This window comes from Nocardioides kongjuensis (assembly GCF_013409625.1).
GTDB lineage: Bacteria > Actinomycetota > Actinomycetes > Propionibacteriales > Nocardioidaceae > Nocardioides > Nocardioides kongjuensis.
Map to the genome: position 1 here is coordinate 4,448,290 of NZ_JACCBF010000001.1, position 23,744 is coordinate 4,472,033.

Here is a 23,744-nt window from a genome sequence, read left to right on the forward strand (position 1 = left end):
CGTGGACACGAAGATGAAGGCTGGCGTTCTCGGCACGTGGCCGCCGCGCCTCGGAGCGCCCTCCAGCCGCAAAGCGGCGCGCCCGCAAATCGCCCGCCTCATGACTTGCCTGGCTGGTTTGGCAGCGGTCGCCGCCGTGCTCGCTGGGCTTGCCGGTTGTTCGGGCTCGCCTGAGCCTGTGAGCCGAGTTGGGGTCTTCACCTTCTCCCCTCCGGGAGGCCCAGCAGTACCCGTCTGGTATCTCATCCACGGCTCGCCAGCCGACGCTCAGATCGTCCTGGTGCTCACCGGAACCGACCGGAATGCAGAGGACTACCGATCCGACTGGGAAGACCTCACGCCGACGCCGGACCTGCTTGTTCTGGTACCCGAGTTCAGCAAGGAGGACTTCCCGTCCGAGCAATACAACCTTGGCGGCCTCGAGAACCCCTCTGGTGCGGATCCCCAGCACTCGCTCACGTTTGGCACCCTCAACCAGATCGTCGAACGGGGCAAGGTCCGGACCGGCGCCACTGATACCCGTTACAGCGTCTTCGGACACTCTGCCGGTGCGCAGTTCGCGGCTCGCCTCGTGGAGTTCGCGCCTTCTAACGCGCTCGAGGCTGTGGTTGCCGCCAACCCCGGCTGGTACACGATGCCTGACGATGATCAACCATTCCCCTACGGGCTATCCGGGATCGACCTGGACGAGAACGACCTGGGCGCAGCATTCGCAACCAACTTCACGCTCATGCTCGGAGCAGACGACATCGACGAAGAGGATCCCAACCTTCGTCACGACGATGGCTCCGACAGTCAAGGCGACAACCGCCTGGAACGAGGTCTGGCCTACTTCGGGGTCGCCCGGCGAACAGCCGCCAAGTACCGTGACCCGTTCGCCTGGGGACTCGTAGTGGTCCCCGAAGTCAGTCACGACCACCACGCCATGGCGGCTGCGGCCGCCCCCTACCTGTTTCCCGACTCTAGTCCTACCTCGGGTCGGCCCAGCGCTGTCCGCGCACGATGACTGGATCGCTTAGGCCCGGCAATAAGAACAGCTCGCTGTCGGACCACGGTGCTGTCCGACTTGCGATCTACACGACGTGACTATCGAAAAGGCCGTGCCGGACGTCTGTACTGGCAGGCTGGCCATGAAGCCCCAACCCTTCTCGGTCCGGCTCGCACGTCCGCTCGAGACACCTCTGCGGACGTGTTCTCACAGCCGGAGCAGCGTTCGCCGCGCAACAACACCCCTCACTGGCAACCTGATGGTGTGCATCGTCGCTGCAGTAGGAGACGGGTGGCTCCCAGTTCGGGAGTCGTAAGTTCGCGCGGTTGCTGCGCGTCGTTTCGGCAGGTGGGTAGGGGCTCACATCTCGCCCACCAGTCCCCGCGAGGGACACAACTCAATGCCGGATTGCTTTGTGCGCAAGGCGCGGATTTCCGGCGCGGGTGACGGTCCCGGGTTTCGCTACTGTGGATGGTGGGGGCGTCACCCGCTTGGGATGCGCGGCCGCTGGTTACGTTGGCGTCCAACGTCGGTCAGGATCAACGGGCCCGTCGGGGTCTCCGGGGGCATAGGCGTACCATCCGACGTCGGTTCTGCCCTGGGCGATGGCTTGGCGGATTTGCCGTCCGATTTCGGCGCCCCAGCCGATGGGTGGCAGTTCGGGGCGAGTGGACCAGATGAGGTCGTCCTCGTAGAACACGAGGTAGGTGTCCTCGGGGTTGAGTTGGTTGAAGTCTTGGGGGTCGTCGGCTTGCGGATCGAGCGGTTCGCCTATCAGGGCCCATTGCTCGGGGGTAACGAGAACAGTGAACGACGTGCCGTCCTCGCGTATGACGGCGAGCCGCCCGTGGGCTTCTTGATGGACGGTTCCGTTGAGTGCGAGTCGATCCAGCAGCCAATGCCACCGTTCGGCGACCTGTTCGGGAGACGGGGTGGTTGCGGGTGGTCGAGGCGAGACGAGCCGGCGCGCCGCGCGTTCGACCTCGTCGGCGAGCAGTTGTGCGTAGCCGGACGGTTCCTCGCGTCCGGTGGCGTATCGCCAGTCCGGGGCCAGCGGGGCATAGGCCGATCCTTGCGTCTGGCCCCGCCAGGCGGGGGGTGGATCGGCAAGGCGGAAGGCAACCTCAACTCGGGGCCAAGGCCGACCACCCACCGGCCGCACAGCGGTCACCACGACGTCCTCCCCAACCAACCCTGCTAGCAGGTCCTGAACCTCGTACAGGAAGGCGGAGTCGTCCATGTTGGGAGGGTCCCACACTCCCCGTCAGCTCGTGCAGCTTCCCGCCCCGCAGCGCCGGCACCCATACCTGGCACTGGCATGGCTCGTTGAAGGCGTGGAGGAACACGGTCAGTGCACAACTCCCTCCCGTGTGCGGGCCCGCGCCTGCCCGGCCACCCCCCTCCCCGGCTGGGCAGGCATGGTCCTTCATAGTCCAGACGCTGGTGTTGCCGACGAGAGGCGCCGCCGGTGTCGAAATGTAGCGAACTCTGGCTTCGCCTATGACAAGGTTGACTTGTGTGGCAACCCCCCGCGCCGAAGGACCCGCCAGGCACACCACTGTCTCCACCCCTCGCTGCAATGGGCGAGGGCCGGTCGAGCTGAGGTCGTCGTATAGACGCTGGGGAGACGCCCGGCCATCGCGACAGTGCGAGAGGGACGCCCAGTTGTGCGGAGGTCGGCTCCTCCTTTCCGATCAACAGACTGCGAGGATGAGTGGATGCCAGTACAGATCGTCCGGGTACCGGAGCGGCACAGTTGGGAGGATCACGGACCTCGGCTCCGGGTCTATCTCCACGGCAGCAGCGAGTCATCGACCTCCGGATGGGCCGACACCTATGACGTCACCGGCGCGGACGTGTTGCAGGTGATCGACTGGGCACAGAAGCAGGCCGGAGACACCTTGACCTATGCCATCGCGCTGGGCTGGGACGACACAGAAGCCGAGAAGTTGAACCCCGGGCGCGGGCGCGGCCTCGTGTGGCTCGTGGGGATGGACGGCAACGACAACACGACCGACCCCGTCTGCGCGGAAGAGGCCGAGGTTCAGCGGCGCATGCTGGTCCGTCGATCAAGTCCGGTAGCTCTCGGTCGTGACGACCGAGTGCCCCCTGGAGTCCCCGATCCCTACAACGACGGATCCGACAGCCGGCAGTAGGCACCGGATTGTCGAATGGATCGTTGTGAGAGATAGGCCTCCTCCGACGAGGCGCGGGACAAGCGCCCTCGAATCAGCGGATTCGCAGCGGCTGCCCGATCCGCGAGCTGGCGTCGAGCGCGGAGGCGAGCACGTCCAGCATCGGACGGCCGTCGGACGTTACAAACCAGTTCGCTAGGCTGCTGATCGTCGGGGCGATATTCTCACCCCACGGGGGTTGAGCGGCAGGATCATCGGCATCCCAGACCACTTGGTCGGGAGTGAACCGGGCCAGCTCAGCTCGAACGAGGTCCAGCTCCGCCAGCGCGGCTGACGCTCGACCGTGCGACAGCTCACCGTCGGCGTACAGTGCGGCCAGAGCCGGAAGACGGCTTCCCCGCCGTCCACTCTCCAAGCGCACGGCGACCGTGTCGAAGAAGGCACCGAGGAAGGCGCCAGTTCCGATAGGGAATGCGATCACGCCGGTGCTGAAGAAGAGCGCCACGTCAAGGGAGGGTACCTCCCCTGATCCAGTTCCAGATGACACCACCTTAGTGCCCATGGGCTGCCGCGTCAGCCTCTGCGTCTTCGGAGTGACCGATCGCGGTGTGCCTAACGACAAAGCGGCCGCAGACGAGGCCGAGAAGTGGCGGTCCGCAGTCCTGTGAGTGACCGCGGACCGCCACGTCCGCCGCTGCGCCCAATAGATCAGGGGGGACGCAGCAGGCAATCGATGACGCAGAAGCGTCAGACGAGGAGAGGTGTGGGGTCTCTGCTCGTCCACTAGTAGGACGTTGTTCGGCCGCCACGTCTTACTGGTGGAGGCAGTTCTGTTCAAGTGATTCTTGTGTCGACTTCCACGTGATCCAGAAGGCTTGCACTCATGCGCGCTCCGGTCGACTGCCGCGGCGGGCGTGCAGACGAGATCCGAACGAGCGCAGCCGCCGGTGTTGGCACCGGAAGTCGCGTGATTAGCAAGGTGGGGATCATGAAGTGGTGTGCGCGGGGCGCCCGAAGTCTTGCGTCCACCAGTACCGCGGTTCGTTGGCCATGACGCCGACGCCCATATCCCGTAGTCGACAGTTGAGAATGTTGTGACGGTGGGTAGGGCTGTTCATCCAGGCGTCGACGACGTCACTTGGCGAGGCGAAGCCTGCGGCGACGTTCTCGGCCAGCAACGACCAGTCGTCGTAGCCGGCTTGAGCGAAACGCCTGTGCAGCGAAGGTTCACCGGGCAAGAAGTGAGCCATGACGCCCGCCCGTGCCATTCGCTTGCTGTGCGACCTCGCCGCGCGCCGCAGGTGCTTGTTGAGCTGAAGCGGCTGGCAGCCGGCACGTTCTCGGTGGAGATTCACAAGGGCGACGACTTGTGCTTCGAGGTTCGGAGCGAGGGAGGAGTCGTGCGAAGCGACATCCGCTGCGTCCGATGAGGTCGGTGTTGCGGACGAAGGTCCAACGACCAGGAGGACTGCGGCCGAGAGCATGAGGAGAAGGGAGATGAAGGTTCTTCCTGCCCCCCGACGTTCTTTCAAGGCGTGCGGCATTGTCACTGGTTCCCCGTATTCGGTTGACGCGATGTGCAACCGAATGACGAGAATGCTTGTCGGTCTATTACAGGGGATCGCGGGGTGGAGACCGTGATTTGCGGACGCGTTCGGGTGCGTGCTTGCCAGAGCGAGGGGATAAGGAGGACGAGCTTCCCCTGCCCCGCTTCTTACGCGACGTTGCCCTGGAAGGCCGTGCAAGGGACAGGAGGAGGCGGAGCGGTCCCGCGTCCTGGCTGGTTCCTTCCGCACCGCCGCCCACGTCGAATCTCGCTGCGAGTGGTACGGCCGACGTTGCCGCGTTGAGGTCCGAGGCTCGCGAGAGTTGGGCGCGACCCGGTCGACGCGGTTGGGGCGTCAGCCAATCGAGGGTGGTGCGCTGGCCCAGATGAACGCAGACGGCGACGAGCCCGATCGCCATCGGATTTGTCTCGGCTGTTGTGCATGCAGGGAATCGCCCTCTTCGAGTTGCCAAGTCTGGTCGTCAACATCAACCGTGAGGTGCCCTGATCGCACGACGATGACGACCGACGACCCGGCGACGTCGAGCGGGCACGTTCCTGTCTCGTCCGGTTCGGCATTGGCGAATGCGACCTTCAGCTGCAACGTATCGCTGCTGACCAGGTGGGTCCCTGGCTTGGGGTCGAGCCTTCCAGCCTTGACAGATGCCACAGTTTGTTCAGCGATGAAGTCGCCCAAGGTCAGCTCGAGGGCGTGCGCGATTCGCGCCAGCACCTGCAGGGAGGCGGTGCTGGTGCCCGCCTCCACCGCAGTCAGGTACGACGGCGATACGTCTGACCGGCGCCCGACCTCGGAGAGGCTGAGCCCGAGTTCTTTGCGGCGACGGCGCAGTCGAACGCCCATGGCCTTGGCCAGGGTCTTGGCGTTGTCGGTTCTGGACATCGGCTCAGACGATAGCCGGGCTGACGAACCAGAGAATCTCGGCCGGGCCGTTCGAGGTGATCTCCATGGAGTACGGCATTTGTGACGCGAAGTGCGCGTAGTCGTTGGGAGCGAGGTCCTGGATCTCCCCGTTGAAGATGAAGCGCACGGACCCGGTCAGTACGAGCGCGAATCGTTCTCCTGCGTTGCGGAACTTCACGGGCGGCTGGTCGCTCGGGTAAGCGCGGTGAATCAGCGCCGAGATCGAGGTGCCAGGACCGTGGCTGCTGAGGATCGTGTACTCCTCTGCTGCGTTGGGGGACATGCGCAGCTTGTTGAGGTCGCCGGCACGGCTGACGCGCACCGTCGGGCCGGTGTCGACCGGGAAGAACTGGGTGATGTCGGCGCCGACCGCGACTGCGATCGTTGACAGCGCACTCAGTGACGGCAAGGTCGCGCCGCTCTCCACCTGCGAGATGTATGCACCGCTGTAGCCAGTCTCCTGCGCGAGCGCCTTCACGCTCATCCCGGCACCGCGTCGGTGCTTACGGATGGTCGGTCCGAGGTTGGAGATCGAGTGGTCCACGCGTAAACAATAGCGCAAGATTGCCTCTTGACGTGGCTCATCTCACACTGTTCTACTTACGAATGTAAGTGATTCCGAATGAAGGTGAGCAGTGACCGTGATCCGCAGCGTGCTCCGTCTCAAGCCCCGTCCGGACGGCGACGGCGAGGTTCTCGACTTCTACGAGCGCCACGCGATTCTCGCCCGGGCTCTCGCGGACGGCGGTTGCGCCGGCGCCGAGCTGCATGTGCGCGTCCCCCAGCGGGACGAGGTAGTGGTGACCGCGCTGTGGCACTCCGTAGCCGACTACCAGGAATGGACGGTCTCGTCTGCCCGGGCCAGTTATGCCGACGACCTCGAGGAGCTGCTCGCCCCCGAGTCCCTGCCCCTGGGCTCCGGCGATCTTTACGAGGTGGTTGTCAGCATGAGCGGAGCCGACGCGTGAGCGGCCAGCTGCGGGTCGGTGTCGACATCGGCGGCACCTTCACGGACATCGTGGTGATGGACCCGAACGCCGCCACCACCACGACCTACAAGGTGCTGAGCACACCGAAGGATCCAAGTCTCGGGATGTTGCGCGGCCTCGACGAGCTCGCCATCGCCGACCAGATCGCCTACCTCGTCCACGGCACCACCGCCGGCCTCAACGCCCTGCTCTCGCGCACGGGCGAGCGCAGCGCGCTCGTCACCACCGCCGGCTTCGGCGACGTGCTGCGCCTGCGCCGTGCGGCCAACCCGGACATCTGGGACCTGCGCGCCCAGAACACGGAGTCGGTCGTCGCCGACGCCGACATTCGCACCGTCAACGAGCGCATCCGTCACGATGGCAGCGTCGAGACGCCGCTGTCCGAAGACGACGTCGAGACAATGGCATCGTGGCTTGCCGCTGAGTCCATCACCACGGTCGCCGTCTGTCTGCTCCACGCGCACCGGAACCCGGCGCACGAACTCGCTGTGCGCGACGGGCTCCGCCGTCGGCTGCCTAACCTGTCGATCGTACTCTCGCACGAGGTCTCGCCCGAGCAGGGTGAGTACGAGCGCACATCGACCACTGTCGCTACAGCGTACGTCGCGCGCACCGTAGACCGCTACCTCACCAACCTCGTCACCGAGCTGGAGGCCCGCACTTGCCGCGCTCCGCTGCAGGTGATGCGCTCGAGCGGCGGCGTCTGCTCGGCTGAACTTGTCAGCCGTCAGCCGATCCAGACCATCCTGAGCGGCCCGGCCGGTGGAGTGGTGGCTGCTGAAACCCTGGCGAAGGGCCTGGCGCGGCCGAACCTGATCGCGATCGACATGGGCGGAACGTCGTCCGACGTAAGCCTGGTCGTCGACGGCACCATGACGCTGGACACGGAGGGCGAGATCGCCGACCACGTGATGCGCATGCCTGTTGTCGAGCTGCACACCATCGGCGCCGGCGGCGGCTCGATCGCGTGGACCGAAGGAGGCGGTCTGCGGGTCGGCCCCAAGAGCGCTGGATCAGAGCCGGGCCCGGCCTGCTATGGCCTGGGTGGCGACCAACCGACCGTCACCGATGCCCAGGTGCTGCTGGGCCGGCTCGACCCCGACTGGTTCCTCGGCGGGCGGATGACCCTCGATGTCGCGGCCGCTGAGCATGCGATGCGCACGGTCGGCGACGAGCTCGGACTCGATGCCGTCCAGACCGCCGAGGGCATCCTCGCCGTGGCGAACGCCAAGATGGCCAACGCGATTCGAACGCTCACCCTGCGCCGCGGCGTCGACCCGCGGGAGTTCACGCTCGTGGCCTTCGGCGGCGCCGGCCCGCTGCACAGTGTGGCCCTAGCCGAGGAGCTCGGCATCGACGAGATCGTCATCCCCTATGCCATGGGAGTGCTCTCGGCCTGGGGCATGCTCCACGCGGACGTGCGCCACGACATCTCGGCGCCCCTCTCGGGTCGATTCGGCGAACCCGAGGCGATGCGAGCGCTCGGCGACGCGCTCCGTCAGCTCCGCAAGCAGGGCGAAGCGCTGCTCGAGCAGGAAGGCGTTCCCGAGGAGGCCCGTGCCTACGTCGCGAGCGCCGACCTGCGCTACGCAGGCCAGGAGCACGCGGTCGCCGTCGAGGTACACGACCCGGCCGAACTCGGTACCGCCTTCCACGCGGCCTACGAGCAGAAGTTCGGACACGCGATGCCAGATGCTCCCGTCGAGCTCGTCAACGCCCGGCTCTCTGCGGTCGGGAAGATTGGGGCCACCCTGGCCGAACCGGGCGTCGGCCGCAGCAATCCAGCGCCAGAGACAACGCGTCAGGTGCGGGTCGATGGCGTGGACGTTTCCGCCCGGATCCTCCACCGCGACGCGCTCGTCGCGGGCGCCTCGCACCTCGGGCCGATCATCGTCCAAGAGGACGGCTCGACGACCCTCGTCCCTCCGGGCTGGGCGGTTCGCCGCGGCCCGTTCGGAGCACTCATCATCAGCAGGCAGGAGGACCGGTCGTGAGCCGGGACGTCATCACCACCGAGATCGTCCGCAATCTCTTCCAGTCAGCGGCAGAGGACATGCACGCCGCGCTGGTCCGCTCGGCGTACCAACCGCTGCTCTACGAGAATCAGGACGCGGCCGTCGCGCTGCTCGACGTCAACGCGGATGTGCTGGGCCAGTCAAGCGGCCTTCCGCTCTTCCTCGGCAACCTCGATGAGGCGGTCAAGGAGACCCTGCGCCAGCGCGGCCGCGCAGCGAATAGCACCGACTGGCTCGCGCCGGGCGACGTGGTCTGCCTCAACGACCCTTACATCCAGGGCACCCACGTCAACGACATGACGCTATTCGCGCCGGTCCACATCGAGGGTGAGATTGTCGGATACGTCGCGGCACGGGGCGACGTCACCGACCTCGGCGGGCGCGATCCCGGCGGCGGCACGGAGACCACCGAGGTCTACCAGGAGGGCCTGCGCCTCGGCCCGGTCAAGATCGCCAACGCAGCCGGTCCGGTCGAGGATGTCCTCGACATCATCCGTCGTAACAGCCGCAGCCGTGAGCTCGTCGTCGGCGACCTCAACGCGATGATCGCGGCGTGCCGGATCGGACACCGACGGATGACCGAGATCATCACCAGGTTTGGGCTGAGCATGGTCGAGACCTGTCGTGACGAGATCTTCCGGCAGAGCATGCTTGCGGACCTCGAGACCGTCCGCCGGGTGCCCGACGGCATCTATGTCGGTGAGGGGCTGATGGACAACGACGGCATCGAGCTCGACCAGCCGGTGCCCGTGCGGCTCCGCGTCGAAATCCGCGGTGACCGGATGATCGTGGACCTGACCGACAGCCCGGCCGCTACGCGTGGACCGATCAACTGCGGACGCGCCCAGACCGTCGCCGCTGTACGGGTGGCCTACAAGCTGCTGTTCGCGCCGGAGCGGGCCTTCGACGGCGGCTGCTTCCGCAACCTCGACGTCCTCACCCGGCCCGGGACGGTGCATCACGCCGTCGAGCCGGCGGCCTGCGGGTGGTACTACTCGTCGCTCGGCATGCTCATCGACCTGTTCGTGAGCGCCTTCGCCGACGTGCTGCCCGAGCAGGTCACAGCCGCCCAGTTCGGCGACTCGATGATCTCCTACTTCGCCGGGCCCGGGCGTGACGAGGGCGACCCGCCCTACCTCTGCGTCGAGGCACACGCCGGCGGTTGGGGGGCCTCGGCCGGATCAGACGGCGCGAGCGGCGTCATCAACGTCATCAACGGCAGCTTCCGCAACACGCCTGTCGAGGCCATCGAGGCTCGCTACCCGCTCACCCTCCTGGAGTACGGCATCCGTCGGGGGTCGGGTGGCGCGGGCGAACACCCCGGCGGCGACGGGATCGTCCGACGTTACCGGATCGATGAGCCGACCCGGCTCTACCTGTGGATGGACCGCTCCCGCACTCCTGGCTGGGGCCTTCGCGGGGGAGAGTCCGGCCTACCGCCGCGGGTCGAGATCGCTGGGAGCGTTCAGCGCGACGACCTGCTGAAGACGAACGGTCTCCAACTTGCGGCGGGGGACACGGTGAGCATCCTGACGGGCGGTGGTGGTGGCTTCGGCGCGCCGGCACCTGCCGGGGCGTCATGACTGGCGAGCCGCTGCTCCGGTTGGAGGGCGTGGCCAAGCACTTCGGCGGTGCCGTCGCGCTCCACGGCATTGACCTGACGATCGAACAGGGCGAGGTGCACTGTCTCGTAGGGGAGAATGGCGCGGGCAAGTCCACTCTGGGCAAGGTCATCGCCGGGGTGCACCGCCCCGACGCGGGCCAGCTGATCCTCCGGGGTGAGCCGGTTGACTTCCGCTCGCCGCGGGCGTCGATCGCCGCAGGTATCGCATTCATCGCGCAGGAGCTCGCGATTGTGCCCGATCGGTCCGTCATAGAGAACGTCTTCCTCGGCCAGGCCGGTCGAGCGCTCGACCTGGTCCCGCGGCGCCGTCTCCGCGCCAAGTACGACGCGTTGGCGGCCAAGGCGGGATTCGATGTCGACCCGGCCGCACCCGCCGGCTCTCTGCGTCTCGCTGACCAGCAGAAGGTGGAGATCCTGAGGTCTTTGGCCCGCGACGCCGACCTGATCATCATGGACGAGCCGACGGCGTCCTTAGCCGGAAGCGACGCTGACCAGCTGCTGCGGATCATCGATGATCTGCGTTCTGAGGGGCGCACGGTCGTCTTCGTGACGCACTTCCTCGCGGACGCGCTGGCGGTCGCCGACCGGATCACCGTACTCAAGGACGGCCGTTTGGTGCGCTCCTCGCCTGCGGACGGAGAGACGGCTGACGGCCTTGTCGAGTCGATGCTCGGCCGCAGCCTCGGCTCGATGTTCCCAGACCGCCTCGATTCCCCGCCCGTTACCGCCGACCCCGCGCTCGAGGTCACGGGTCTGAGCCGCGACGGCGAGTTCCACGACGTCGACCTCAAGGTCCGTCGCGGCGAGGTCGTCGGCATCGCCGGCCTGGTCGGCGCCGGCCGCACCGAACTCGTCGAAACCCTAGTTGGCCTGCGTCGACCCCGTGCCGGAAACGTGACGGTCGCGGGCCACAGCGGACCCTTCAGATCACCGCGCCATGCTCAGCAGGCCGGACTGGTCATGGTTCCCGAGAGCCGCAAGGACCACGGATTAGTGCTCGGGCGTACCGTCCGCGAGAACGTGACGCTGCCCCACCTGGCCAGCGTCAGCCGGTTGAGCTTCGTGTCGAAGGCCCGCCAAACCGACGTCCTGGGGGAATTGCTGCCGCAGGTCGGCCTCGACCCGGCCCGGATCGACTCGCTCGTCGGCGAGCTCTCCGGTGGCAACCAGCAGAAGGTGATGTTCGCACGGTGGCTTCTCGAGCGGCCGACTGCACTCATCGCTGACGAGCCGACCCGCGGTGTCGACGTCGGCGCCCGCGCCGGGCTCTATGAACTGCTCCGTTCGGTCGCGGACGAGGGCGCAGGCGTTCTGATCGTGTCCTCCGACAATGAGGAGCTGGTCGGTCTCGCGGACCGGGTCCTGGTGATGCGCACCGGCCGCGTCGTCGGCGAGCTCGTCGGCGACGAGATCGATGAGGACCACTTGCTGCAGCTGATGTTCGCCGAAGAAGCCCGAGAGGAATCCGCCTGATGACCACGCCAACCCTGCCTGCGCCCCGCTCGCTTGCATTGGCCCGCGACTATGGCGTCGTGCTGAGCGCCGTCGGCCTGTTCATCGCACTGGCGATCGCCTCAGCCCCGTTCCGCACCGGCACCAACCAGCTCAACCTGCTCGATCAATGGTCGACGATCGGGATCATCGCCTGCGGCTCGACGATCTGCATCGTGGCGGGCGGCTTCGACCTTTCCGTGGACGCGATCTTTGCGCTGTCTGGTGTCCTGGCGGCGTGGCTCGCCGTGCACCTGGGCGACCCGACGCTCGCTCTGCTGGTCGGCATGCTGAGCGGACTGGTGCTCGGTGTCTTCAACGGACTCCTCGTGACCGTCGGTCGGATCAACCCGTTCGTCGCGACCATCGCCTCTTCCGTGGTGTTCCTCGGCATTGCCCAGCTCATCACACGCGGCTCGGTGCTGTCCGTTGCCGGCCAGGGATTCTCGCGCCTCGGCCTCCAGCGCTTCGGTGACCTGACTCTGCCAGCCGTGGTGTTCGTCGTGTTCGCCGTGCTGACCGCGGTCCTGCTCGCCCGCACCGTGGTCGGGCGCCGCCTGTACGCCGTTGGCGGCAACTACGAGGCCGCCCGCTACTCGGGCATCGCGGTCAACCGCGTGCAGGTCTTCGCGTATGCGGTCTCCGGTCTCTCCGCGAGTATCGCCGGCGTCCTCGCCGCGAGCCGCAACTCCTCGGCGTCGGCCGACATCCGGACCGACCTCGCCTTCCAGGCGATCACGGCCGTCGTCATCGGCGGCGTCAGCATCTACGGCGGTGCGGGCACAATCCCGCGCGCGCTCGTCGGGGTGTTGATCCTCGCCCTGATCGGCAACGGCTTCAACCTGCTGGCGGTCGATCCCGCCTACCAGCAGGTCCTTCTCGGCATCATCATCGTGCTGGCCGTCGCGGTCGACGCCTGGGCACGACGCACACAGAAGTAGCCCGTGCAGTTCCCCTTCCTGAGAGGTCCTCATCCCATGATTCCCAAGTCCCGTGTCGCCCTGGCGTGCGCTCTGCTCAGCCTGGCCGCGCCACTCGCGGCCTGCGGCTCGGCCGCCGACACCGGCTCCGACGCTCCCGGCATCGCCGTCTTCCTGTCGACGTCTGCGAACTCGTACGAACAGGCCCAGGCCGACGGGGTGAAGGCCGCTGCGAAGAAGCTCGGCGGCGGCAAGGTGCAGGTGTTCGACGGCGGTTTCGATTCCACGAAACAGATCGGGCAGATCCAGGATGCCGTTACCTCCGGCCGGTTCAAGGCCTTCGTGATCGAGCCGATCGATGGCGCAGCGGTCGCGGCGCCCCTCAGCCGCGCCGCCGACCAGGACATCGCGGTTGTCTGCATCACCAGCGCCTGCGGTCCGGACACGACGAAGATCGACCTCCAGTTCCCCGGCCAGGCGGGAGTCGTCGGCAGCGACTATCAGAAGACTGCCGCGGCGATGGCCCAGCACGCGGTCGATGCTTGTGCCGACGTCGACCCATGCAAGGTCTTCTACCTCAACGGCGACAGCACCTTCCCCAGCGACCGACTCGCCAAGGACGCCTTCGCCGCGGCGATGAAGGCTGCCCCTGCCAACGTCGACTACGTCGGGTCGCAGGATGGCAAGTACGACACCGCAACCGGTCGCTCGGTCATGGAAAGTGAACTGCAGCGCAACGCCGACATCGCGGTGCTCGTCTCGCTGGCCGACCAGCAGACCCTGGGGGCCGCGCAGGCCATCGACGGCGCCGGACGTACCGGAAAGATCAAGATCATCTCCTTCGGTGGCAGCAAGCAGGCTGTGGAGAAGGTGGCTTCGGGGGAGTGGCTCGGGGCCCAGCTCACCATGCCGTTCAGCATCGGTCAGACCGGCGCGGAAATTGCGATCAAGACCGCCCAGGGAAAGGCGCCGGAGCACAAGGCGGTCGACGCCACCACGCTCGCGCCCGTCGAAGGCGGCCTGCTCACCGCGAATGACGCGTCGGGCTTCGAGGCGCAATGGACGTCGTGACGGCCCGTCACGAACGGCTCCGCGACGCCCTCGGCAGCACCGGTGTCGACGCGGCCTTTGTCTCACCGGGCACCGACCTCCGCTACCTGCTCGGCGCGACGCACCCTCCTTTCGAGCGCCTGACCGGCTTGGTCGTCGGCGGCGGAGCGCCGGTCCTGGTCGTGCCGTTGATGGACGCCGACACCTGGCGCGAGTCGGTCCCGCAGCGGGATCTCGAGATCGTGGCCTGGGCGGACGGCGAGGATCCGTACGCCGTCGTGGGGGAGCTGCTTGGTCGGGTGGCCCGCGTCGCGGTATCCGCCGACCTCGCCGCGCGTCACGTGATCGGGCTCCAGCGTGCGACCGGTGGAGGGACCGCCTTCGTCGCAGACGCCGCGGTGCAGGCGCTGCGACTCGTCAAGGACAAGGAAGAGATCGCGCAGCTGCGAGGCGCAGGCGCGGCGATCGACGCCGTGCACGCCGTCGTACCGGACCTGCTACGGCCAGGCCGCCGGGAGCTCGACGTCGCGAGCGACATCACCGAACTCATGACCGACCACGGCTTTTCACGGGCCGAGTTCATTGCTGTCGCCTCTGGGCCCAACGGCGCACACCCCCATCACAGTGCAGGACCACGAGTGATGGAACGTGGCGACCTCGTTTTCGTCGACGTCAGTGGGCCTTGGTGCGGCGGCTACTTCGCCGACTCGACCCGGGCCTACTCGCTCGGCGAACCCGCAGCGGCCGCCGTGCACGCGACGGCCGCCGTCGTCGAGGCGATGGACGCTGCGGTCACGGCAGTTCGTCCGGGCGTCCGCGCCGAGGACGTCGACCGTGCCGCCCGCCAGGTGCTGCGTGCACATGGACTGGCCGACCGGTTCCTACACCGGACGGGTCACGGCATCGGCCTCGACGTGCACGAGGCGCCCGACATCGTGGCCGGCAACGAAAAGGTGCTGGTGCCGGGCATGGCGTTCAGCATCGAGCCCGGTGTCTATCTTCCGGGGAGATTTGGTGCACGCGTGGAGGACATCGTGGTCGTCACGGACGCAGGACGCGACGTGGCCAACAACCGACCCCGTGAGCTTCTTGTCCTGTGAGGCCTAAAACCAGGAAGGACCTAGGCGTGCCGGGCCGGCCCCGACCGCACAGACGCCGCCGCTGCTGGGCGCGGGTCCGTTGCAAGAGAGAGGTCGGGTGGCGGCACCGGATGTGTACGGGGCCGGGCCGCCACCCGGTGCCGATTCGGCGACGCTCCCATGCTTGTCACTGAATCGGCGTTCTTGGAGGCGTATGTCGGCTCCCGTTTGCTAGATCGAGCCTGTCGCGCCTGTCACGTAGACGCAGTCGAGGAGCCGTCCCTTACGGCTGGCGGGATACTGGGTTCGCGAACATGCCGCCGCCCATAGCAGTTGGATGAGGTCCGAGCATCACCGGCGCAACTGGGTCTCCCTCCGACCGAATCGCCGAATCGAGCCCGCGTGACCTCCGACATCGGCTTCATCCCCCGGGAAGCGCCGTGCCGGCGCTGAGCCGCGATGGGCGGACAAGAATCGAACCAGCTTGCCCAATCGATTCAGCGTTGGCTTTCCCGCGACGCCAACCAGGATTCGCTATCTTTCCTCGGCCTTCGCAGCAGGTCTGCTGGGTGAAGCGGGAGCCCGGAACTCGTCCTCCGACGCGAGGCCAAACAAGTCGACGAGAATATGGCACAGCGGCGGCTCGATGTCGTCCAAAGTCACGTCTAGCAGGTCTTCGACCCGCTCGACCTTCAACTCGATGCCGTACCTGGTCAGCAACGGAGGCAGGTAGCTCGCGTCCAAGAGACCGTGCGCGGACATGAGACGCCGCAGTGGCCACTTTGCTCGCGCCGTGTCGCTAGGTTCGTTCATCGTTTGGTGTCGCCTCTCCTCTACCGATTTCTCCTTAGGACGCGCTGGGCTGCTGCACCCTTACTGCGGCGGGGGGACAGGCTGACATAGGGTCACCAGACCAGGCAGTTCGAGATCGGCCACAGCATTTTCCGTGTCCTCGCGTAAGAATGCAGGCTTGGCGGTCGTCTAGCTTGGTGAGCCGGTTGCCGAGCTTCAGGAAGCCGGCTCAAGCCCCCTCCGGGCACGGCGTCACCCTGGGCCTCCCCCCGGGGTGGCGCCACTCACGACCGCCACCTGAGCATTGAGTCCCGTACGCCGTGCAACGGTGAATGGCCCGTCGCGATGTTGACCGGCCGTGTCTGTCGCCGCATGGCTGCGGCCCGCATTCACCTCGCAAGCTCGGTCGGCGCATGTGCTACTGGATCTGGTCACGCGACTCTTTACTTCGCGTTCCGTAAGGAGCGGCCATGGCTGCGCGTCCATCCCCTGTTGTATGACAGAGGGGGAACATCATGGGGAAGTATCGACTGCTGATTGCTGCGGTCATGTGCATCGTGTCGGCCGGTCTGGTGACCGCACCGTCGGCACGAGCTACCGACATCGCCGGACCGGCACTAAGTCGACCGGTGCTGAATCGGCAGGGCGTGGTGTTCAAGGGCCGCGCCAAGCCGCGCCAGGTGGTCAGGCTGCAGGCCCGCGGGCCGTCGTACTGGACCACGGTCGGCAAGGACCGCGCCTCCCGCAAGGGCGCCTTCCGGATCTCCGTCCCCTATCCCGACCAGCCGCGCACCTTCCGGGTCGTGGCCGGCGGCAAGGTCAGCGGGACCCGCAAGGTCGTCCCGGTCGCCACGTCCTCGCTCAAGCCGAAGCCGCCCGCGCCGAGCGACACCTGCGGGGTCCGGCCCGAGCGGGCCGAGGGCGGCTACTACGCCTGCACCTTCCGCGACGACTTCGACGGCACCGCGCTGGACCGCAGCAAGTGGATGGTCCAGGAGACCCGGATCAGCGGCATGTACGGCGGCAGCCAGGGCTGCTACGTCGACAACGACCGCACCGTCGGCGTCTCGTCCGGCCTGCTCCGGCTGACCTCGACGATCCTGCCCGAGCAGTTCCTGTGCCGGAGCCCGTACGGCTCGTGGATGACCAACGCCGAGGTGTCCACCGTCGCCACCCGGTCGATGTTCACCCAGGCCTACGGCCGCTTCGAGGCGCGGATCAAGATGCCCGCCGAGTCCGGGATCGCCGGCTCGCACTCGGCGTTCTGGCTCTACCCGCAGGACCAGGCCTACGGTCGCTGGCCGGCCTCGGGTGAGGTCGACATCGCGGAGTGGTTCTCGGGCCTGCCCGCCAACGTCTACCCGTCGGTGCACTACGCCGGTGAGAACACCGCCCTGAGCTCCGGCTACTCGTGCCGGATGCCGACCTCGTCGACGGCCTTCCACGACTACGCGGTCGAGTGGACGCCGAGCGTCATGCGGTTCTACTACGACGGCACCCTGTGCTACTCCCACTCCTGGACGCCGACCGGGATGAGCGCACCGCAGCCGTTCGACAAGCCGTTCTACGTCGTCCTCACCCAGGTCTGGGGCCTGGGCTGGAACACCCGTGCCGCCGGCATGCCCGACACGTCCACGCTGCTCGTCGACTGGGTCAAGGCCTGGGAGTAGTACAACTCACTCGGGCAGCGAGGCATCCCAGTCACGAACGCTGGATGAGGTTGCCAGGGACTCGTCAAGGCCAGATTGGGTTCGGCACCGGTACTGACTGAGCGGGTCAAACTGTCACCCGTTCGTGCAGCAGACCCGGACCCTTCAACCGAGAGACGGGTGCGCCGTGTGACTGCTTAGGCGCACTTGTCGCGCCGCGCCAGAGGTGCGTGCGGGTGAGCAGTCGGTGGGCGAGGGCTTCTGCGGCGCCTTTGCGTAAGGAGGTGCCCTCACTGGGCGTCAGATGTGCGAGGGGCGGGGAACCTGGGGGGTTCTGCACGGATGCGTCCCGCCCCTCAACCTCGAGACGCCGGACCGGTGGTTCCCCTGAACATCCAGCTGGTCCGGCAGGGTGGCGGCTCCTTGCCTGCGTGGGCATATCTCCTTTGGGGGGGCCGCCACCCACCCCGACAGAGGGGGTCGCCGACGTCGTAACTACGCACCGACATCCGGCGTCTTCTCGTTGAGGAGCAGGCGCGGAGGGGACCTTGGTCGGTCTGCTTCCTCGACGCCGGATCCTGAGACGGACACCAGGGTTCTCGTATCAGGTGCCGGCAGGGTGGCGGCTGCAAGCCTTGCGCAGGCATACACAGTTGCAGCTGCCACCCACCCACAGCGAGGACCGCTCTACCGACTCGATGAGCCGACAGAGCCGAGAGCGAGGGGACCCCGTGGCGATCCTGCGACCTGGCGGTGCTGACTCGACGTCGGGCGACGACTATGACCCATTTGCGCCCGTGGAGGGCGACGTGATCCGGCTCATGGCGAAAGAGGACGTCGATTGCCCGTTGTGGCACGCCGGTCTTCTGTTCAGCGATGCGGAGGAGTTCATCGAGTTCGGTGCCCCGCCCGAGCTAGCTCGCGATCTTGCGGCATGGGCAGCCGACCGTCAGGCGAACGGGCGACACGTCGCCTCCGACATCGAGGCGGCCAAGCTAGTCGAGAGGCTGTCGGAGGCCTTCGACCATCGCTACCGCTTCGTCTTTCGACCATGACCGAGGAGCGGCCGCTGGATGACGAAACCCGGCCCGTCGACCTCCGGGCAGGCTGGCGGGCCAGCGCCACCGGCCCTCGGTCCGACGTGGATCAGAGCGTGATCCAGTACCCGCCACCGACGGCGTAGAGCCGCACTTAGGCCCACTGGGCCAGGCTGATCGACGCGGCACCGTCGATGCTTGTCGCCAGGGCCGGCGTTCACGATCACCGTGGGACCGTCGGTGTTCTTGATGACGTACAGGTTGCCGACGGCGGCCGCGACTGCGGGGGAGCCAGAGGGTGGCGCGGCGGGCGGGAGCTGGAAGATCGTAAGGTCGTTGTGGTCGCTGACCCGGGCTTCGGGCGTCGCCCGGGCTCTCCGGGCAGCCGACGGTGGTCGGGAGGTAGATGACGCCCTTGCCCCGCGCGGCGGTGTATGGCTCTGCGGGTGCGAGAGACCGCGACAGAAGCTAGGCATGGACAAGTGCCTTCCACGGCCCGGGCCGGTACGCCATTGCAACGGCGAGCGTCGCGCTGAGCTCGGCGCGGAGCTCGAGGGCGATCATGCCGGCATCGAAGGCAAAGGTGCCGTCTGCTGTGCGAGCGTGATCAACGATCGCCAAGGCCCCGCCAACGGCTTCGGGGAGCCGGCAGATGCCGGAGACAGGGGTTCAAAGATCATCGCCTCAGCGGAATTTCGTTCAGGATCGAGAAAGAAACTTCGTTCAGGATCGAGAACTCGTGGCGCCATTGGTGGCGATGGCGATGCGGAAGTAGGGAAGACCGAGGCCGAGCACGACGCCATCCGAAACAGGCGGCCCTCGTGCCGTAAGACGGTCGACCAACCGCGCGTCCCTACAGTAGGCGACGTCGGGCCGGGCCCGCATCCCGCGCTCCGTCGCGGTGTTCGTCTGGTCCGCGTCTGGGAGGGAGGCGGACCAGGCGAACACTACATTGGTCAGATGGCACAAGGAGATGGCCAGGGCAGCGCGGCGTGCCTAGTAGAAGGTCCCTTTGCGCAGGCAAGACGTCTAGGTGTACCCGGCCATCAGGTTGGTAGCAGCCGGCTGATCGGTGGCTTGCCTCCAAGTGCGCTGTGGCGGCGTTCAGTGTTGTAGTGCTCGAGCCAGGGAGCAAGAGCGGCTGTGCGCTGGTCGTTGGTGGTGAAGACCTGGCGGTAGGCCCACTCGGTGGCCAGGGTCCGGTTCAGGCGTTCGACCTTGCCGTTCTGCCAAGGGCAGTGGGGACGGATGAACTTCTGGACGATGCCGTGCTCGGCGCACACCGTGCGCAGCGACCATCGGTAGGCCCAGGCGTTGTCGGTCATCAACCGCTCGATCCGAGTGATCCCGTGGGCGCCGAAGTAGGCGATCGCACGCTCGAGGAATGCCGCGCAACTTGGCCCCTTCTCGTCGGGCAGGATCTCCCTGTAGGCCAGCCGGGAGTGGTCATCGACCAGGGAGTGGACGTAGTCGAACCCGACCTTCGTGGACCGGTCGCGCTCGATCGAGCCACTGGCACGACCGTGGGCACGCCAGCCGCCGCCGTCGGGGATCCGGCCGATCTTTCTTCACATCCATGTGGACCAGCTCGCCGGGCCGGTCCCGCTCGTAGCGGATCGCGGTCTGTTTCGAGGACCGGATGACATCGCCGGTGATCGGGTCGCACTCACGCAGGTAAGGCACGCGGTAGCGACGCAGAATCCGTGACACAGTCCGTGCAGGCACTCCGACCTTCGGGCCGAGAACATCAGGGCCCTCACGCAGCTCGGCACGAGCAGCGAGGACCTTCTGCTCGACCTCGTTGCTGGTCTTGGTGGGCAGCGAGTGGGGGCGTGAGGAGCGGGTGGCCAGGCCGTCTTCGCCTTCGGCGGCGTAACGGTCGATCCAGGTCTTCACACACTTGCGAGACACGCCCATCGCAGCAGCGATGTGGGCTTGTTTCCAGCCTGCTTGGTGGCGTTGGACGATCAGGCGTCGACCGTGAACGGTCAGCCGGGCACTACCGTGGGACACGAGAACCTCCGGGTTGGAGTGGGCCTTAGACAAGCCACATCCCACCCGGAGGTTCTCGTTCGTTCAGCCAGCCACGCCGCTACCAACGTCCTGGCCGGGTACACCTAGAGCGGTGCATTTGGGTCCACGATCGGTGCCGGTGGAGACCAGACTTCAGAGCGCCACGGCTCTGAAATGGCCCGAGGACATCGGCTGTGGCGGCCGAGGCCCTCGGGCCTGGATCACATTCCCGGCATGGCGAGGAACTCGTGGACGTCGATCGTGCCAACCGCAAGATGGGGATGCGCGGCGAGCAGATCGTCGAGGGCCTCACGAGATTCGGTCTCGAGGATGGAGTAGCCACCGACGGTGCTGTCGCCTCCGGAGACGGGGGAGCCTCCGTCGACAACGGCGTCGCCGGCACGGCCGAACCACTCCATCCACGCTTGCATGCCAGCCTGCTGCGCTTCCGGGCTTGCGCTGGCCATCTGCTCCTGTGCGGAGGAGTCGGATCGGTAGAGCACGAGGTACTTGGTCATCTTTGGGGTTTCCTTTCGTTGCGGTGGCACCGTGCCGTCCACGCCGGCCCACGACCGGGTTGGAACGTGGGCGCGTCTCCGATGACCGGGCGGTTTTCACGGCGACTACATCTGCGCCGTCGGTGTATTGACGGCCCAGGAACGGGATGACGCTGCGAGATAGACGGTTCTGGGATGCACGGGCTTACGTCGGTTTGGTACCGACGAGCGCCCCCCGGATTCCGTGCCTCTTGGTGCCCGGATGGGCCGGAGGGTTCCTGCCAATCGTCGGTTGATCTTGGCAATTCGCCGCGAGTTACTGCAGGTGTCGCGAGTAAGTGGGAGCGGTCCGGCAGCGTCTGGTTCATGTCCGATGAAGCGGTATCGCTCCAGAAAAGCGTGCTGTATTGAGGAGGAAAGATGCGCATCGCTATGAAGATGATCGCCGGGATGGCCGTGCTTGCTACGGCCCTACTTGGCCTCATGATCTCGCCGGGAAGTGCCGGCGCTGTCACGCCGGCGCGGGCAGCCGAGCTGCAGTACCACGTCGTGAACAACTTCACGGCGGGCGAGATCCGCAACTCTGGACGCTTCTACGCGAAGGGCGACGCGGTGACGTACCTCGGCAAGCGCGTCAAGCTCCAGCGCAAGCGTCCGGGAGGGGACTGGGTGACCGTCGATAGGGATCGAGCAGACGCCGTAAGTGGTCACTTCAAGTTCAAGTTCTCCGACCGCTGCAACACCAAGTTCCGCCTCGTTCTCAAGGCGTCCGGGGTCTACGCGAAGACGAAGATCAAGATCGGTCGCATCGTTTGCTACTGACGGCCGAGAGCCGGCGCCCGCCGTTTCCGCAGTGGTCCCGCATTCCGCATGGGTACAGGACCACTGAGGGGGCGTCGATTACAACGCAGGACGCTGGTGATGGAAATCCGGCTGAAGGAAGCCACGAGCGCGTGGGACCAGTTGGCTGACGTTCGACCAAAATCGTGACCGCGTCGGAGGCGTCATGCTGTCCGATCTGATCGGTCTCGTAAGTCATGCGGTCACATCTCCGTCGAGTCGATAGAAGCGCCGGATTGGCCAGCGCTCGGTCAGCCGAGGTGATGTCTTGAACTTGATGCCCATGATCGCCGTTCTCGGGTTGGTCACCATCAGCGTGACAGTGGCACTCGGATTTCGGGCCGCCCGCGCATCGCGGCATGCGCCAAAGCACCGAAGCTAATCAGTACCGGCAGGAGGCATCAACGGCCGACCGTGACGCCACGACCGCGTCTGGACGCTCAGGCGCCTTCGCATAGCTCGGTTCGGGCGCGAGCGAACTGCATGAAAAAAGCTCAGGTCGCGTCATAAGTATGACGCTCCGCGCTGCGTCCATACGGTATGTCGAACAGTGCACGACGGCACTCCGGGGACGACGAGCGGCTCCTCGAAGCGGCTCGAGGAGGCGACGACGACGCCTTCAGCCAGCTCTATGAGAAGTACGTCGGTGAAGCGCGGGCCTACGCCTCCAAGGTGGCGGGCGACAGTCAGGCGCAAGACCTGGTCAACGAAGCGTTCTCGCGCGTCTGGACCAAGGTGCGGGCCGGCGGCGGCCCAGGTCCGGATTCCTTCCTGTGGTACCTGCTGGCTGCGATTCGCAATCTCAACGTCAGTCAACTTCGCAAGACTGGACGAGAAACCCTCATGGAGGACGTCGGGGCCCTGCCTGGTATGCAGGTTGATGACCTAGCCGAGCAGTATGCCGAGCGATCCACAGTCGCCGAGGCCTTCCGATCGATGCCCAGTAGGTGGCAAGAGGTCCTGTGGGCTTCCGCTGTGATGGGTGAGCCCGTCGAGGAGATCGCCGACCGGCTCGGCCTCAAACCAAATGCGGTGCATGCCCTCCAGTTCCGGGCTCGAGAAGGGCTGCGTCTGGCCTACCTGCGCGAACACGTTGCAGGGACGCATGATCCTGGTTGCGAGCGAGCCGCAGAGCTCATGCCGCGGGCGGTTCGGGGCGGTTTGCGCCGGGCGCAGCGGACCTGGCTCGAGGAACATCTCGCCACCTGCGACCGGTGTAGGGCATCGCTTGAGGACCTCGGTCAGTTGAACAACCGCCTCGCGGCTGTTCTTGCCCCTGCTCTCCTCGGCATGGCCGTGCTCCCCAAGTCCGGGCACGCGGCCATCAAGGTCGCCGCCTGGTCGTCGCTGAAGGTGACAGCGTCTGTTGCCGCGGCATCGGTGATTGCGGGATCGACGCTCTGGATAGGCCGCCCGGTGTTCGACAACGAGGGCAGTGACGAACGCCCCGTGTCGGCTGCGGAGCAGCACCACGAAGACGGTGCGCGGCTTCCTTTCGCGCCGGTCGTGCCCGGCTCAGCGGGGCCCTCCAAAGCGAAGAAGGCGAAGGTGGTCGGCGCAAGCGGAGAGCGACAGCCCCAGGCGCGTCCTCCCGCTGAGCCCCGTGTCAACCAAGGCACTCAGGCAAAGCCGGTGAACAAGAGGTTGGCAACACCGACTGCTCCATCGCCGGGTTCATCGAAGACGCCTCCGGCGCCCACTGCCAGTGCGCCGCCGGTCGACGTGCCGCCGGTCGATCCGGTTCCGGATCCGCGTATCGCGTCCCTCTCGGCGACGAGCTGGTGGCGGCAGCAGCGGGTTGAGTCTCATGTCGATGTCCTGGCACTTGCCGAAGGCGAGCCGGCGACGCTCGTCATGACCTTTACCAACGTCCAGTGGTTCAGCCCTGACCTCCGTGACGCTCCCGGATGGACCTGTCATGTCGTCCGATTCGAACCGAACCGGCTCGCAGAGGTCCGGTGCAGCGCCTCGGAGAACAGCGGGTCCGGTGCGATCGGGCTCGACCTCGGGTGGGCACCGAACACATCTCAGGTCGACATCAACACCGAGCTGCAGGTCTCATCGACGGTCGATGCCGATCCGTCGAACAACGCGAGGTCAGATCGCCTCGATCTGCCGTGACCGGGGCTGCCGGACGCCGTAGCTCGACTGCGAAGG

At 66.6% G+C, this 23,744-nt stretch carries 19 protein-coding genes and 1 pseudogene; 13 read left to right on the plus strand and 7 right to left on the minus strand.

The genetic code is table 11. The features are described 5' to 3' along the window. Nucleotide 1: 1 nt before the first annotated feature. A complete protein-coding gene (locus tag BJ958_RS21390) occupies nucleotides 2-1,006 on the plus strand; it encodes a hypothetical protein (protein WP_179728864.1) in 1,005 nt (334 codons plus the stop codon). Between the two features lie 493 nt (nucleotides 1,007-1,499). Here BJ958_RS21390 and BJ958_RS21395 read toward each other — a convergent pair whose 3' ends face one another. Continuing rightward, nucleotides 1,500-2,228 carry a hypothetical protein gene (locus BJ958_RS21395; protein WP_179728865.1) on the minus strand — a complete coding sequence of 243 codons (729 nt, stop codon included), beginning with the start codon at nucleotides 2,226-2,228 and terminating at the stop codon, nucleotides 1,500-1,502. 478 nt (nucleotides 2,229-2,706) lie between these two features. On the opposite strand from BJ958_RS21395, the gene BJ958_RS21400 reads away from it, so the two are divergent. After that, a complete protein-coding gene (locus BJ958_RS21400) occupies nucleotides 2,707-3,144 on the plus strand; it encodes a hypothetical protein (RefSeq protein WP_179728866.1) in 438 nt (145 codons plus the stop codon). A gap of 73 nt (nucleotides 3,145-3,217) precedes the next feature. Here the strand turns inward: BJ958_RS21400 and BJ958_RS21405 are convergent, their stop codons facing one another. From BJ958_RS21405 to BJ958_RS21420, 4 genes are all read right to left on the minus strand, one after another. Beyond that, nucleotides 3,218-3,628 carry an Imm70 family immunity protein gene (locus BJ958_RS21405; RefSeq protein WP_218865923.1) on the minus strand — a complete coding sequence of 137 codons (411 nt, stop codon included), beginning with the start codon at nucleotides 3,626-3,628 and terminating at the stop codon, nucleotides 3,218-3,220. A 481-nt stretch (nucleotides 3,629-4,109) separates the two neighbouring features. Next, complete coding sequence (locus BJ958_RS21410; protein ID WP_179728868.1) at nucleotides 4,110-4,607, minus strand: CAP domain-containing protein; 498 nt, start codon at nucleotides 4,605-4,607, stop codon at nucleotides 4,110-4,112. Nucleotides 4,608-5,024: 417 nt separating this feature from the next. Beyond that, the gene (locus BJ958_RS21415; protein ID WP_179728869.1) at nucleotides 5,025-5,570 is read right to left on the minus strand and encodes a helix-turn-helix domain-containing protein; all 546 of its coding nucleotides are present in this window, start codon (nucleotides 5,568-5,570) and stop codon (nucleotides 5,025-5,027) included. 4 nt (nucleotides 5,571-5,574) lie between these two features. Next, entirely contained in the window at nucleotides 5,575-6,135 is a 561-nt protein-coding gene (locus tag BJ958_RS21420; RefSeq protein WP_179728870.1) for a helix-turn-helix domain-containing protein, read from the minus strand. Between the two features lie 91 nt (nucleotides 6,136-6,226). Between BJ958_RS21420 and BJ958_RS21425 the strand changes: the two genes are divergently transcribed. From BJ958_RS21425 to BJ958_RS21465, 9 genes are all read left to right on the plus strand, one after another. Beyond that, nucleotides 6,227-6,559 carry an antibiotic biosynthesis monooxygenase gene (locus BJ958_RS21425; RefSeq protein WP_179728871.1) on the plus strand — a complete coding sequence of 111 codons (333 nt, stop codon included), beginning with the start codon at nucleotides 6,227-6,229 and terminating at the stop codon, nucleotides 6,557-6,559. After that, nucleotides 6,556-8,574, plus strand: a complete 2,019-nt coding sequence (locus tag BJ958_RS21430; RefSeq protein ID WP_179728872.1) for a hydantoinase/oxoprolinase family protein — start codon at nucleotides 6,556-6,558, stop codon at nucleotides 8,572-8,574. Before BJ958_RS21425 ends, BJ958_RS21430 begins: the two co-directional genes overlap by 4 nt. Next, nucleotides 8,571-10,178, plus strand: a complete 1,608-nt coding sequence (locus BJ958_RS21435; protein WP_179728873.1) for a hydantoinase B/oxoprolinase family protein — start codon at nucleotides 8,571-8,573, stop codon at nucleotides 10,176-10,178. Before BJ958_RS21430 ends, BJ958_RS21435 begins: the two co-directional genes overlap by 4 nt. Before the next feature lie 29 nt (nucleotides 10,179-10,207). Then, entirely contained in the window at nucleotides 10,208-11,692 is a 1,485-nt protein-coding gene (locus BJ958_RS21440; protein ID WP_218865925.1) for an ATP-binding cassette domain-containing protein, read from the plus strand. After that, complete coding sequence (locus tag BJ958_RS21445) at nucleotides 11,692-12,651, plus strand: ABC transporter permease (protein WP_179728875.1); 960 nt, start codon at nucleotides 11,692-11,694, stop codon at nucleotides 12,649-12,651. Before BJ958_RS21440 ends, BJ958_RS21445 begins: the two co-directional genes overlap by 1 nt. Nucleotides 12,652-12,687: 36 nt before the next feature. Next, complete coding sequence (locus tag BJ958_RS21450; RefSeq protein ID WP_179728876.1) at nucleotides 12,688-13,701, plus strand: sugar ABC transporter substrate-binding protein; 1,014 nt, start codon at nucleotides 12,688-12,690, stop codon at nucleotides 13,699-13,701. Then, entirely contained in the window at nucleotides 13,689-14,780 is a 1,092-nt protein-coding gene (locus BJ958_RS21455) for a M24 family metallopeptidase (protein ID WP_179728877.1), read from the plus strand. The genes BJ958_RS21450 and BJ958_RS21455 overlap by 13 nt, the downstream gene beginning before the upstream one ends. Before the next feature lie 1,286 nt (nucleotides 14,781-16,066). Further along, nucleotides 16,067-17,221: a glycoside hydrolase family 16 protein gene (locus tag BJ958_RS21460; RefSeq protein WP_179728878.1), complete on the plus strand. Its 1,155-nt coding sequence runs from the start codon at nucleotides 16,067-16,069 to the stop codon at nucleotides 17,219-17,221. A gap of 710 nt (nucleotides 17,222-17,931) precedes the next feature. Continuing rightward, nucleotides 17,932-18,255 carry a hypothetical protein gene (locus BJ958_RS21465; protein ID WP_179728879.1) on the plus strand — a complete coding sequence of 108 codons (324 nt, stop codon included), beginning with the start codon at nucleotides 17,932-17,934 and terminating at the stop codon, nucleotides 18,253-18,255. Between the two features lie 1,028 nt (nucleotides 18,256-19,283). Here BJ958_RS21465 and BJ958_RS21470 read toward each other — a convergent pair. Both BJ958_RS21470 and BJ958_RS21475 read right to left on the minus strand, forming a co-directional pair. Further along, nucleotides 19,284-20,250: pseudogene (locus BJ958_RS21470) on the minus strand (IS481 family transposase). 221 nt (nucleotides 20,251-20,471) lie between these two features. Further along, a complete protein-coding gene (locus BJ958_RS21475; protein WP_179728880.1) occupies nucleotides 20,472-20,768 on the minus strand; it encodes a YciI family protein in 297 nt (98 codons plus the stop codon). A 399-nt stretch (nucleotides 20,769-21,167) separates the two neighbouring features. Here BJ958_RS21475 and BJ958_RS21480 point away from each other — a divergent pair, with 399 nt between their 5' ends. Together BJ958_RS21480 and BJ958_RS21485 are read left to right on the plus strand one after the other, a co-directional pair. Further along, nucleotides 21,168-21,569, plus strand: a complete 402-nt coding sequence (locus BJ958_RS21480) for a hypothetical protein (RefSeq protein WP_179728881.1) — start codon at nucleotides 21,168-21,170, stop codon at nucleotides 21,567-21,569. A 558-nt stretch (nucleotides 21,570-22,127) separates the two neighbouring features. After that, complete coding sequence (locus BJ958_RS21485; protein WP_179728882.1) at nucleotides 22,128-23,708, plus strand: sigma-70 family RNA polymerase sigma factor; 1,581 nt, start codon at nucleotides 22,128-22,130, stop codon at nucleotides 23,706-23,708. Nucleotides 23,709-23,744: the final 36 nt, after the last annotated feature.

What these genes read in the sequence shown, in the direction of transcription:
- BJ958_RS21395 (WP_179728865.1), bottom strand. Translation starts at nt 2,228, where the DNA reads ATGGACGACTCCGCCTTCCTGTACGAGGTTCAGGACCTGCTAGCAGGG.
- BJ958_RS21400 (WP_179728866.1), top strand. Translation starts at nt 2,707, where the DNA reads ATGCCAGTACAGATCGTCCGGGTACCGGAGCGGCACAGTTGGGAGGAT.
- BJ958_RS21410 (WP_179728868.1), bottom strand. Translation starts at nt 4,607, where the DNA reads ATGCTCTCGGCCGCAGTCCTCCTGGTCGTTGGACCTTCGTCCGCAACA.
- BJ958_RS21415 (WP_179728869.1), bottom strand. Translation starts at nt 5,570, where the DNA reads ATGTCCAGAACCGACAACGCCAAGACCCTGGCCAAGGCCATGGGCGTT.
- BJ958_RS21445 (WP_179728875.1), top strand. Translation starts at nt 11,692, where the DNA reads ATGACCACGCCAACCCTGCCTGCGCCCCGCTCGCTTGCATTGGCCCGC.
- BJ958_RS21450 (WP_179728876.1), top strand. Translation starts at nt 12,688, where the DNA reads ATGATTCCCAAGTCCCGTGTCGCCCTGGCGTGCGCTCTGCTCAGCCTG.
- BJ958_RS21455 (WP_179728877.1), top strand. Translation starts at nt 13,689, where the DNA reads ATGGACGTCGTGACGGCCCGTCACGAACGGCTCCGCGACGCCCTCGGC.
- BJ958_RS21460 (WP_179728878.1), top strand. Translation starts at nt 16,067, where the DNA reads ATGGGGAAGTATCGACTGCTGATTGCTGCGGTCATGTGCATCGTGTCG.
- BJ958_RS21475 (WP_179728880.1), bottom strand. Translation starts at nt 20,768, where the DNA reads ATGACCAAGTACCTCGTGCTCTACCGATCCGACTCCTCCGCACAGGAG.
- BJ958_RS21480 (WP_179728881.1), top strand. Translation starts at nt 21,168, where the DNA reads ATGCGCATCGCTATGAAGATGATCGCCGGGATGGCCGTGCTTGCTACG.
- BJ958_RS21485 (WP_179728882.1), top strand. Translation starts at nt 22,128, where the DNA reads ATGTCGAACAGTGCACGACGGCACTCCGGGGACGACGAGCGGCTCCTC.